10 protein-coding genes are annotated in these 11,720 nt (G+C 66.1%); 9 read left to right on the top strand and 1 reads right to left on the bottom strand.

The window, feature by feature from the left end:
• Positions 1-96: 96 nt before the first annotated feature.
• The 5 genes from AC4LGL_RS33855 to AC4LGL_RS33835 all read left to right on the top strand — a co-directional run bounded on the left by AC4LGL_RS33855 (position 97) and on the right by AC4LGL_RS33835 (position 5,957).
• Entirely contained in the window at positions 97-807 is a 711-nt protein-coding gene (locus tag AC4LGL_RS33855) for a hypothetical protein (RefSeq protein WP_003882610.1), read from the top strand.
• Between the two features lie 61 nt (positions 808-868).
• Positions 869-2,113, top strand: a complete 1,245-nt coding sequence (locus AC4LGL_RS33850) for an ImmA/IrrE family metallo-endopeptidase (protein WP_003882611.1) — start codon at positions 869-871, stop codon at positions 2,111-2,113.
• Between the two features lie 16 nt (positions 2,114-2,129).
• Positions 2,130-3,332 carry a tyrosine-type recombinase/integrase gene (locus AC4LGL_RS33845; RefSeq protein WP_021269098.1) on the top strand — a complete coding sequence of 401 codons (1,203 nt, stop codon included), beginning with the start codon at positions 2,130-2,132 and terminating at the stop codon, positions 3,330-3,332.
• Positions 3,319-5,550 carry a site-specific integrase gene (locus AC4LGL_RS33840; RefSeq protein ID WP_003882613.1) on the top strand — a complete coding sequence of 744 codons (2,232 nt, stop codon included), beginning with the start codon at positions 3,319-3,321 and terminating at the stop codon, positions 5,548-5,550. Before AC4LGL_RS33845 ends, AC4LGL_RS33840 begins: the two co-directional genes overlap by 14 nt.
• Positions 5,547-5,957 carry a DUF6262 family protein gene (locus AC4LGL_RS33835; protein WP_003882614.1) on the top strand — a complete coding sequence of 137 codons (411 nt, stop codon included), beginning with the start codon at positions 5,547-5,549 and terminating at the stop codon, positions 5,955-5,957. The genes AC4LGL_RS33840 and AC4LGL_RS33835 overlap by 4 nt, the downstream gene beginning before the upstream one ends.
• Here the strand turns inward: AC4LGL_RS33835 and AC4LGL_RS33830 are convergent.
• The gene (locus AC4LGL_RS33830) at positions 5,954-6,613 is read right to left on the bottom strand and encodes a TetR/AcrR family transcriptional regulator (RefSeq protein WP_003882615.1); all 660 of its coding nucleotides are present in this window, start codon (positions 6,611-6,613) and stop codon (positions 5,954-5,956) included. The two genes, AC4LGL_RS33835 and AC4LGL_RS33830, sit on opposite strands and share 4 nt — an antisense overlap.
• Positions 6,614-6,756: 143 nt before the next feature.
• On the opposite strand from AC4LGL_RS33830, the gene AC4LGL_RS33825 reads away from it, so the two are divergent.
• The 4 genes from AC4LGL_RS33825 (at position 6,757) to AC4LGL_RS33810 (ending at position 11,599) form a co-directional block, all read left to right on the top strand.
• Positions 6,757-7,269 (top strand): PaaI family thioesterase, encoded by a 513-nt coding sequence (locus AC4LGL_RS33825; RefSeq protein WP_003882616.1) that lies wholly within the window; start codon positions 6,757-6,759, stop codon positions 7,267-7,269.
• Between the two features lie 59 nt (positions 7,270-7,328).
• Positions 7,329-7,889: a TetR/AcrR family transcriptional regulator gene (locus AC4LGL_RS33820; protein WP_079710224.1), complete on the top strand. Its 561-nt coding sequence runs from the start codon at positions 7,329-7,331 to the stop codon at positions 7,887-7,889.
• A gap of 73 nt (positions 7,890-7,962) precedes the next feature.
• Positions 7,963-8,388, top strand: a complete 426-nt coding sequence (locus AC4LGL_RS33815; RefSeq protein ID WP_003882618.1) for a DUF6188 family protein — start codon at positions 7,963-7,965, stop codon at positions 8,386-8,388.
• Positions 8,389-8,512: 124 nt separating this feature from the next.
• Positions 8,513-11,599 carry an MMPL/RND family transporter gene (locus AC4LGL_RS33810; RefSeq protein ID WP_003882619.1) on the top strand — a complete coding sequence of 1,029 codons (3,087 nt, stop codon included), beginning with the start codon at positions 8,513-8,515 and terminating at the stop codon, positions 11,597-11,599.
• Positions 11,600-11,720 lie beyond the last annotated feature (121 nt).

Here is an 11,720-nt window from a genome sequence, read left to right as displayed (position 1 = left end):
TGTACTCTAAGAGTGTGCGTAGCAATATCAACCCTCTCGCCACGCCGATGCGGCGTGTTGCTTGCGCTCTCTGTTTTTGTGTGCGAAATTCGCCGTGTGAACCTACAAGAGCGGTTGCGCAAGGCGGTGTCGGATCATGGGCCGTCGTTGGCGACTCTGCGTTACGACTTGGAGGTGGTGATCCCCAAGGTTGGCCAGATGTGGCAGCCGTTGTTCGAGGATCCGTTGGATATTCATGGTCAGGCGTTTTGTACGTGTGTGCGCCAGATGGTGTTGAGGATGCGCGAGCTTCGCAAGCCGATCCCTGGGGACACGTTGTTGACTTCTCGTGGCAGTGGGTTGTCGGTGCAGATCGCCGATTCGCGGGGGATGGATTTTCGTGCGCGACGGTGGCCGTCGAAGGTGTTGCACGGGGAGCGAGTTCGGGTGGTGACGCATCCGACGGGCGGCGATCTTCGGGTGCTGCGGCCGCCGAAGGCTCAGGTCGACGAGCAGATGTTGTTGGACGAGGACGAGCCGGCGCAGTTGTTTCCGTCGCCGATTGTGACTCCGGCCGGTACACCGGATATCTTCGCCCTGTGGTGGCCGACCGACGATGGGTGGGGATTGTCGGAGGCGGTGTTGGCGTTCGTGGTGGATGTGGACAATGCGTCGCGGGTGCAGATTTTGGCAACCGAGCCGCTGCCTCCAGTCACCGACTCTCCGCTGGTGACTCCGTCGGCGCAGGGTCAGGGGCCCAGGGACGACTTCGGCGAGTACGAGCCGCCGGCGCTGGGGACGGGCGAGGATCCCGAGGAGCCGGCTTAAGGGGTCGTGGTGTCGGGGGTCGATGCGAATGTCGGCGGGTGGCTGTTGAATCGAGGTCGCAATGACGACGACCGTGGACGTGTATGGGTTGCGGGTCAACCAGGCCCGGGTCATGCGCGCGATGACTGCCACTGCGGTGATGGAAGCGTTGGGCTGGAAGCATTCTCGGCTGAACCGGTTGGAGAAGTCGACCACGACGGCGTTGCCGATCAAGGATTTCGACCGGCTGGTGGCGGTGTTGCGGTTCCCGGCGAAATTTTTCACCACCGCTCCGACGTCGCGGGTGCACCAGTCGGATCTGTTGTTCCGTGCGCCGCGGTCGATCACGGCGACCGAGCGGGAGTATTTGGCGCAGTTCGCGGCATTGGCTGGGGAGTTTCTCGACGAGCTCAATGGCCGCACTCAGTTACCTGCGGTGAAGTTGCCGATACTTCCGATCGACACCGCAGTGACCCAGGCCGCTGCGGCGGTGCGTGCCAGTTGGGGGTTGGAGCACGATCAGCCGATCGAGTACCTGACGCATGAGATCGAGCGCAGCGGTGTGGTGGTCGTGGTGCGCCGCTTGCTGACCTCCTCGTCACGGCGGATCCTGGGTGACGGGGATTCCACCGGCAAGATCGACAAGCATTTGGGTTATTCGGTGCGTGTCGGGGAGTTCAATACCCGGCCGTTGATCGTTGTGCGGCAATCGAATTCGTGGGAACGGACCCGCTGGACGCTGGCTCATGAGGTGGGTCATCTGGTGTTGCATGCCTCGGGCAGCGTCACCGAGGCCTGCGAGGAGCAGGCGTCGCAGTTCGCCTCGGAGTTGTTGGCGCCGGCGGCGGTGCTGGCCAAGGACGTGTCGCGGGCTCCGTCGCTGGCGGAGTTGTTGCCGGTGAAAGCAAAGTGGGGTGTGTCGCTGGGGGCGTTGATCAAGCATCTGCATACCTCGCAGTTGTTGACTGGGGCGCGGTTTGAGGCGTTGCGCCGCCAGCTCTACACCCGGGTCAATCCGGATACCGATACGACGTGGGGTCGGGTGGAGCCGGGCTGGAATGACCGTGAGGTGGAGCGGCCACGATTGATCAGCAAGTGGCTGGAGATGGCGTTTTCGGCGCGTTCGGCGGCGATGCTGGCCCCCTATGACTTGGTGTGGCCGCAGGATCTGCTGGAGGACTTCATGGCCGGGCAGCGGGCCGCCCCGGGCGCGGCGGCGGTGCGGGTGGCCGCCGGCAGCGGCAGAGCGACGGTCGGACCCGGGTCATCGGCGCCCAGTACGGGCAGCAATGTGATTCCGTTGCGGCAGCGAAGCCGGCGCGGCTAGAACACAAGGGGGGCCGGTGGCGCGAGTGCAGCGGGTGATCTTTGCCGACCAGCCTGTCACCTACACGGTCGTTGGCGCCGATCATCTGCCGGTGGCCCCGGCTGCGGAGTATCTGAGGTTTCTGCGTGAGGGGGGCGCGTCCCCGCACACGGTGCGTGGCTACGCCGCGGGGTTGGCGCGGTGGTTCACGATGCTCGAGCACACCGGCCATCGCTGGGATGACTTCCCCACCACCCTGTTCGGGCAGTACTTGCAGTATCTGCGGACTGGGGATCTGCCCGGGACACCGCGCCTGGGTGCCCCCGAGACCAAGATGGTGACCAGTTCTTTGCAGCCGCGGGCGGCTGCGGTGTTGTCGATGTATCGCTATCACGCTGATGCCGGCACCACCGAGGTGCCTTATCGGCGTTTGGTCACTCAGCGGGGCAGCTGGCGGCGCCACAACCGCTACGTCGGGTTCCTCGACGGCGTCGGGCCCCACCGCGACGGCGAGCACCCGATCTACCCGGTGCGCACCCCGCGGCGATCGGCTACCCCTGTCTTGTCGCCTGCCCAGGTGGCCACGATCCTCGATGGCTGCTCGGTGCAGCGCGACGGGGACTGGACCGGCGGGGCCGCCGCGGTGCGCAACCGATTGTTTTTCGCAGTACTGGCCGAAACGGGAATGCGTCTGGGCGAGGCCTTATCACTGCGGCACAACGATTTTCATATCGGCGCCGGTGCGACCCCGTGGATCGACATTGTGGAGCGCCAAGATCATCCCCATGGTGCTCGGGTCAAGACCGGGCCGCGGCGGATCTATGTCGGTGATGACCTGGAGGCACTGTATTCAGAGTATGTGTGGCAGTTGGTCGCGATGAACGCCGACCAGGTGGTCGATGATCTGTCGAATCATTTCGTGTTCGTCAATCTGCAACGGGGACCGCGTTTTTCGCCGATGCGCCAGGAGAACATCTACGAGAAGGTGCGCGGGCTGCGCACAGCGCATCGGAGTCTGCCGCCGGATTGGTCACCGCACTGGCTGCGCCACACTCACGCCACCGCGTTGCTGCTGGCGGGGGTGCCTGAGCATGTGGTGATGCGGCGTCTGGGCCACGCCGATGTGCAGACCACTCTGTCCACCTACGGCTGGGTCACCCAGGACGCGGCGATGCGTTCACTGGCCGAGTGGAAAAACTATGTCGCCGGATGGAAAGGACTTCACGATGGCCAGCAATGAGGGCCGCCTGACCACACCGGTAGGCGACCTCGGTGCGGTGGCGTGGCAGGCGCAGTGGGCCCAGGTACCCGCCGAATGGCGCCGCCCGGCCTATCAGGTGCATCTGCCCCCGGCAGATCGGGTGTTCCTGTCCCGCAAGAACGATCTGCCGCCCGCTGCGACCGCTGGGGTGTACGACTTCACCCCGCAGGCCACACCGGCGCGGTTCGCCGACGAGATCGCCTGGTGGGTGTGGGTGTGCTACCACGAGGGGCTGCGCAAGATCGAGCATTCCCTGCTGCGCTGGGCCACCCAGGCCATCAGCGCCGCCGCGGCCGAGTACCGCAGTGCGCACGGCCGCCACCCGGTGAGCATCACCGACCTGGCGGTCAACGACATGGTGCGCCACGCGGTCGTGGTGTTCGAGCGGCGCAATGCGCGGCTGCCCGCCGGCGGCACACGCCGCAATATTGTGGGCCTGATCGAGCATCTGCACCTGTTTGTGTCGGTGCGGGCCAGCGCCATCGACTGGTGGGCCTATGACACCTGGGATCTGCGGGCCGATCCACGGATCCCGCAACGCGAACACGAACCGTGCCACGAGAAGACGGTGCGCATCGGCGCGATCGAACCAGCGTGGCTGCGCGAAGGGGTGCGGTTTTGGCTGCGCACCTGCCTGGATGCGGAGTTGCTGCGCTGGTCATCGGCAGTCGATCGTGCCCGCGAGATGGCGCGCCATTTCGGTGAATTCGTGATCGCGCGTGGCTACACCGATCCCGTCTTATCCGATGACCCGGCGCAGCTACGCCTGATTTTCACTACCTACAACGAATACCTGCGCTCCCCAGCCGCGGCTGCCCGACCTGACAAGCCGTTGTCTGCCACGGCGATCGGCGACAGCCAATCTCAGATCCAGAGCTTCTACACGTTCATGCTCGACCATGCACCCGAGGCCGCGGCAGCCACCGGCGATGCGCGTTGGGAGAACCTGTCCGCGGCGCACACCCGGTTGTGGGGGCCGGCGTTTCGCACCCGCCGCGCCCACCGCACCCGGGAATTGACCTGGTACTCCACTGGAGAACTGCAGCAGATGCTGGCCTACCTCGACGTGCTCGCCGCCCAACGGGGCGCCCTGGTGTCGGTGACCCATCCCGATGGCACCGTGTCGCTGATCAAAGGCCTCGGCGACCCCCAGGCCGCCCGGATCTGGCTGCTGCAAGCACTGACTGGGCGGCGGGCCTCAGAAATTCTCATGCTCGATCACCACCCGCTCGAAGCGATCCCCGGCGCGGCGCGGCCCACCGCCACCGATGACCCCGATGTGTTCGTGGCCAAACTGCGCTACCAACAGACCAAAGTCGACGGGGTCATCCCCACCATCCTGGTCGAGCAGGCCGTGGTCAACGTCATCGCCGAGCAACAGCGCTGGCTCGCCGACACCCACCCCAGCCTCACCCCGAAATACCTGTTCATCGCGGTCAAACAAAACCTGGCCGGGCGCCGGCCCCGCCCGTATGCAACGTATCGGGCCTCCCTGGACAAGCTCGATGCCATCCATGGTCTCAGCGATGCTGCGGGAAACCCGTTGCGGTTCACCCAAACGCATCGGCTGCGCCACACCCGGGCCACCGAACTGCTCAACGACGGCGTGCCGATCCACGTCGTCCAGCGCTACCTGGGCCACAAGAGCCCCGAGATGACCATGCGTTATGCCGCGACACTGGCCGCGACCGCCGAAGCGGAGTTCCTCAAACACAAGAAGATCGGCGCTCACGGCACCGACATCGGAATCAGCCCGTCTGACATGTTGGACATGACCCAGCTCTCAGTGCGCACCGACCGGGTCTTGCCCAACGGGGTGTGCCTGCTGCCGCCACTGAAAACCTGCGACAAGGGCAACGCCTGTCTGTCGTGCGGGCATTTCGCCACCGACGCCACCCACCTCGACGAACTCAAAGATCAGCACGCCAAGACCACGGCGCTGGTCGAGATCAGACGTCAGCAGTACCGCCAGCGCACCGGCCGCGAACTCACCGATGACAACGTATGGGTCGCCCAACGCCTGCGCGAATTGCATTCCCTGCAAGCCATCCTGGACCGCCTGACCGCAGATCAACGCACCCATCAGGAGGCGATCGCCGGGGCCGGGACGGCCAACCGCATCCCGCTGCAACCTGTGGCCACCCGCGGTGCGCACGATTCAGCACTGCGCAAAGCCGATCCTCACACACCCGCATGACCGTCACCCCCGCCTCCCTCACCGCCCTTGAGGCCAGCGCCCGCAAACGCAGCGCCGACGTCGAGGCCCGTATCGATCGGGCCCTGAAGAAGATGCGCAAGCAGGGCCTCGACATCAACGTCAGCAGCCTGGCCCGCCACGCCGGAGTGTCACGCAGCGTCATCCACCGCCGCCCCCAACTGCGAGAACAGATCCGCACCACCCAGCCGCTGGCCGCCGCCCCCGATCCACCGCCACCACCGGCTACCGACACCGAGAGCAGCATCATCACCGCGCTACGGACCCGCCTGAAGGCACGAGACGCCCAGATCGCCGACCTGAAAGCCCAACTGCGCGAACGCGACCACATCATCGCGACCCTGCACGGGCAACTGGCCGGCAAACCCCACCCGGACACCAACTCCTAGCTGGCTGGTTGTGCGGGTCGCTGCGTGGTTTGCGCGGTGATGAAGTCGTCGACGATGCGGGTGCAGTCGTGGTGGCCGATGGCGCGTAGGCCGGTCATTCTGGCGAAGACCAGGGGGCCGACCAGTTGGCACAGTGCCAGTTCGATGTCGAGTTCGCCGAGTTGGTCGAAGGTTTCGGGGCTGTGCAGGATTTCGTCGAAAGGCCGCCGGTACTGCTCGATCACCCGGGTGCGCAGCATGCTGGCGGTGGCGTGTTGGCCGGTATCGCTGTCGCTGTCGTGCGTTTCGGTGGGGCCCAACGCGGCCCAGGCCAAGGTGGTGACGTGCAGCGGCGCTTCGGCGAACAGGTCGGCTTGGCGCGAGAGCAGTTCGATGAGCCGCTCACGCAGGGTGCCGCTGGTCGGGGCGGGCGGGATGACTTGGGGCAGAAGGCGTTCGAAGGTGGCCGCGAGCAGTTGTGAGGAACTGTTGAAGTGGCGGTAGAGGGTGGTGCGGGCGACCTTGGAGGCTTTAGTGACCGCGTCGATGGTGACGGCTTCGATCCCACCGGTTTTGAGCAGGTTGGCCGCGGCGTCGAGCAGTCGGGTGCGCGATCGGGTGCGGCGCGGGTCGACGTCGTCCTCGTCGTCGGGTGCCGCCGCGGGTTCTGTCCCCACCTGACCTCCTGGTGTTCCGATCGCCGGTGCGTTGCCCCCGCTCTCCCGGTTATGGTACCGATAGTAGCGCAGCGAAACTGCTAGTACCGGCGGTCCCGGGTCGGGACGCGGTGGCGGGGCTGCCCGGGTGTGAGGAGGCCGTGATGGGTGCTGATCAGCCGCAGCGGTTGCCGTCACACACGCCGACCTGCATGGGCTGCGGGCCGGACAATCCGCACGGTTTGCAGCTGGAGGTGTTTCGGTGCGGCGATGAGGTGTTCGCTGATCTGGTGTTCGATGAGCGTCATATCGGTGCGCCGGGGCTCGCACACGGTGGCGCGATCGCCGCGGCCTGTGATGACGTGCTGGGGTTTTCGTTGTGGATCGCGGCCACCCCGGCGGTGACGCGCCGTTTGACGGTGGACTATCTGCAGCCGGTGCCGTTGGGATGTACGCATCGGCTGACCGCGCGGATCGCCACCCGCGAGGGCCGGGCGTTGCATGTGGACGGGGTGGGGGTCGGCGTGGACGGTGTCACCCGGTTCACCGCCTCGGCGGTGTTCATCACGGTGGATGCGGCCCATTTCGCCGCCCACGGTGACATCAGCGGTTTCGGGGAGTTGTTCGCCGAGCTGGCCCGCTACGGTGGCGCCGGCCCCGACGCGGGGTCGCGGTGAGCGCGCCCACCGCCGCACCCCGGGACCGGGTGCGGCGCCCGCGCCGGCCGGCGGCCTCGGTGTGGGCGCGTCGCGAGGCGATCCTGGATGCCGCGTGGACGGTGGCCTCAGCACACGGTTTTGACGGTGTGCAGATGCGTGCGGTGGCCGCGCAGGCCGGCATTGCCGCCAGCTCGCTGTATCGGCATTTCCGATCCAAAAGCCATCTGCTGGTGACGGTGCTGGCCCGCGAATTCGAACGTCTCGACACCGAATTCGTCTGGAGTACCGGTGAACTGGCGCCGCAGGCCCGGCTGGGGCGGTTGACCACCCACCTGCACACAGCCTGGCAGGCCAACCCGCACCTGACCGAGGCGATGGTGCGTGCGTTCGTCGTGGCCGACACCGAGGCCACCAGCGCGATCGAGCACGCTGTCGCGGTGATCGAGGACATGCTGGCCCGCGCCCTGGGCGGGCCCACACCCAGCGCACATGACCGGGACGTGGCCAGCCTGATCGCCGACGTGTGGCTGGCCAACCTGATCGCCGTCATCGGCGGCCGGATCGATGCGGACCTGGCCCGCGAACGCATCGACCGCACAACCCGACAGCTGGTGCACGGCACCCACACCACCACTTAGCGATACTAGTAGTATCGCTGCGCTACTCCCAGTACCATAAAGCGACACAACGACGTGTCGAAGGGAGCCGGGCATGCATACCCCCTGGATCGAGCGGTGCACCGTTCAGCGTGTCTCGTTGCGCGACGGATTGGTGCTCGACCTCGACGATTACAACGAATTGGTGATCGCCACCCCGATCCGGCTGACCCTGCCGCCGATCGGATCGTCTTATCCCGAAGAGCAGGTCCTCATCGACCCGGGCAACGTCTCGGTCCAGCAGCGTCCGTTGCTGGACCTGGCCGGCGCGGTGTGCACGGGGGCGTGGTGCGACGAGGGCGGCGGGTTGCACCTGGGTTTTTCCCGCGGGCATCGCATCGATGTCGCCCCCCAGGAGGCCGCGACCTCCTGGGAGCTCTACGGCAAACGCCACGGCTACATGGCATGCCTGCCCCGCGGGCGGGTGCGGGTGGTGCGCCACGACCTGCCCGACGACGAATCTGAGGACACCGCAAGTTAATTCACCCCCCACCGCGCCCAGCCGCAACCATGGCCCGAAAGGTCGGCGCGGCCCTTCCGATCCTCGTGTGGGACTATTAGTATCGTAGCGATACCGATAGTTTCGTTTCTTGGGAGGCGTGGGGATGGGCGATCGAACCGGAGATGCTGGGCCTTCCCGTGGCCGGCGCGGCGTCGATCTGTCCGGATCTTCGGAATACAGCGCCCGGTTGGGTCGGCTCGCGGCGTTCACGGTGGGCCACAAGGCATTGGTGATCGGTGGATGGATCGCGGCCGCGGTGGTGCTGGCGCTGCTGTTCCCGCAGCTGGAGACGGTGGTGCGCCAACAGTCGGTCGATCTGATCCCGCGTGATGTGCCCTCGTTTCAGACCGTGGACCGCATGAGTGAGGCGTTCGGTGAGCAGGGCTCCAAGACGATGCTGTTCGTCGCGATGCAAGACCCGGCCGGTCTGACCCCCGATAATCAGCTGCGCTATCAGGATCTGGTGGGGCGGTTGCGCGCCGATCACGACCATGTCCTGCTGGTCCAGGATCTGCTGGCCGACCCGGTCACCAGAACCCAGGCGGTCAGCGGTGACGGCAAGGCCTGGTATCTGCCGGTCGGGGTGGCCGGCACGCTCGGTGATCCCACCGCGGCCGAATCCGTGCAAGCCGTGCGCGATCTCACCGACACGGCATTCGCCAACACGTCCACCACGGCCTATGTGACAGGGCCACCGGCCACGTTCGCCGATCAGATCGCCTCAGCCGAGCACGACCTGGTGTTCATTTCGATCGCCACCGCCGGGCTGATCGCGCTGATCCTGCTGATCGTGTACCGGTCGGTGTTCACCGCGCTGCTGCCGCTGCTGGTGATCGGGATCAGCCTGGCCGTCGGGCGTGGGGTGCTCTCTGCCCTGGGGGAAATCGGCATGCCGGTCTCGCAGTTCACCGTGGCGTTCATGACCGCGATCCTGCTCGGCGCCGGCACCGACTACACCGTGTTTCTGATCAGCCGCTACCACGAACAACGCCGCGCCCAGGTGCCCGCCGAGCAGGCGGTCATCGCGGCCACCGCCAGCATCGGCCGAGTCATCCTGGCCTCGGCGGGCACCGTGGCCCTGGCCTTTCTGGCCATGGTGTTCGCCACCTTGAGTGTGTTCGCCGGCCTCGGTCCGGCCTGCGCGGTCGCCGTGGCAGTCGGATTCGCCGCCACCGTGACCCTGCTGCCGCCGGTGCTGGCGCTGGCGGCCACCCGCGGCATCGGCGAACCCAAACCCGACCGCACCCGCCGCTACTGGAACAGCGTGGCCGTGGCCGTGGTGCGTCGCCCGGTGCCGCTGCTGGTCATCAGCCTGACCATCCTGGTGGCACTGTCAGCGGCCGCGGCGACCATGACCATCAGCTACGACGACCGCCAAGGACAACCCCCCACCACCGCCAGCAACCAGGGCTATCAGCTGCTGGACCGCCATTTCCCCAAAGACGTCGTCATCACCGAATTCCTCGTCGTGGAAAACCCGACCGACATGCGCACCGGCAAAGGCCTGGCCGACCTCGACGAGATGGCCTCACGCATCGCCCAAATCCCGGCCGTGACACGTGTTTCCGGGATCACCCGACCGGCCGGGCAACGCCTCGACCAAGCCCAACTGTCCTGGCAGAACGGACAAATCGGCGACAAGATGGCCGACTCGGTCGCCCAGGGCAACGACCGGCGCACCGACCTGGACAAGCTCACCCACGGCGCCGACCAACTCGCCGACGGCCTGGCCCAACTCGACACCACCGTGCGCACCGCGCTCACCCCCCTCGGCGGTGTACTCACCCAAGCCGGCGCCGCCGGTGAGAACATGCAGCGCTTCGGCCCGCTGCTGCAACAACTCTCAGCCACCGCACCCGAGGTCGACACCGCCATCCAAGCCGGCCCCGGCATCCGACCCCTGGCCGAACGCGCCCAGACCGCCATCGCCGCCCTCGACCCGCTCGTCACCGCACTCAACACCTCACCGTGGTGTATCACCACCCCGCAATGCACCCAGATCCGCGACCAGGTCAGTATCCTGACCACCCTGCGCGACAACGGATTCTTCACCCAACTCGCCACCCTGGGCGACCAGTACAACCCGGCCACCAACGCCACCGTCACCGGCACCCTCACCGAAGTGCAACACACCGTGGCCACCATGAACAACGCCTTCAAAACCCTCGGCAACCCCGAAAACCTGACCGCCAACATCGGCCGACTCCAACACGGCATCAGCCAACTGGCCTCCGGCGCACGCGCCCTGGCCACCGGCGTGCACACCCTGGCCGACAGCAACATCCAAATGCTGTCCGGGATGAGTCAAATCGCGGCCCAACTGCAAAACTCCGCCCGCGCCACCGCCGGATCCGATGCCGCCACCGGCTTCTACCTGCCCCCCGAAGCCTTCGACAACCGCCAATTCGCCGACGTCGCCAAACACTTCCTCTCACCCGACGGCAAAACCGCCCGCTTCGCCATCGACACCAACACCGACCCCTACAGCGGCGAGGCGATGAACCTGGCCCGCCAGATCACCGACGTCGCCAACACCGCACGCCCCAACACCTCCCTGGACCACGCCACCGTCTCGGTCGCCGGATTCCCCGCCGTCAACTCCGACATCCAACGCCTGCTCTCATCCGACTTCACCCAACTGGCCATCGCCACCCTGGTCATTGTCGGACTCATCCTCATCGCCCTGCTACGCGCCCTGATCGCCCCGCTATATCTGCTGGGCACCGTCGTGCTGAACTACCTGGCCTCACTCGGTATCGGAGTCATCGTCTTCCAATGGATCCTCGGCCACCAAATCGCTTGGCCCGTACCACTACTAGCGTTCATCATCCTCGTCGCCGTCGGCGCCGACTACAACATGCTGCTCGTATCCCGACTCCGCGAAGAATCCACCCACAACATCCGCGTCGGCGTGCTGCGCACCGTAGCCACCACCGGCTCAGTCATCACCTCCGCCGGCCTCATCTTCGCAGCCAGCATGTTCGGCCTGATGATCGGATCGGTAGCCATCATGATCCAAACCGGACTCATCATCGGCTGCGGACTACTGCTGGACACCTTCCTCGTACGCACCCTCACCGTCCCAGCCATCGCCACCCTGCTCCGCCAAGCCAGCTGGTGGCCACAACGCCCCACCACACCCACAACACACCCCACACCAACACCACAACCAGCCACCGCCACAACCTGACAGCGCTAAGAAATTTCAACCACAGTCACACGCGGCATTCCCGATTCACACCGATCCGCCAAAACCCGCCCCGCAGAGCGCAGATCATCGAGTACAGCACTACAGATAAGCATGTCGCCCA

Source organism: Mycolicibacterium arcueilense (assembly GCF_058536225.1).
The sequence above is the reverse complement of the archived record's forward strand: the minus strand, read 5'-3'. Positions and strand labels throughout refer to the sequence as shown.

Excerpts from the sequence above, each read along its gene's own strand:
- AC4LGL_RS33850 (WP_003882611.1), top strand. The coding sequence starts at position 869 with ATGACGACGACCGTGGACGTGTATGGGTTGCGGGTCAACCAGGCCCGG.
- AC4LGL_RS33840 (WP_003882613.1), top strand. The coding sequence starts at position 3,319 with ATGGCCAGCAATGAGGGCCGCCTGACCACACCGGTAGGCGACCTCGGT.
- AC4LGL_RS33835 (WP_003882614.1), top strand. The coding sequence starts at position 5,547 with ATGACCGTCACCCCCGCCTCCCTCACCGCCCTTGAGGCCAGCGCCCGC.
- AC4LGL_RS33825 (WP_003882616.1), top strand. The coding sequence starts at position 6,757 with ATGGGTGCTGATCAGCCGCAGCGGTTGCCGTCACACACGCCGACCTGC.
- AC4LGL_RS33815 (WP_003882618.1), top strand. The coding sequence starts at position 7,963 with ATGCATACCCCCTGGATCGAGCGGTGCACCGTTCAGCGTGTCTCGTTG.
- AC4LGL_RS33810 (WP_003882619.1), top strand. The coding sequence starts at position 8,513 with ATGGGCGATCGAACCGGAGATGCTGGGCCTTCCCGTGGCCGGCGCGGC.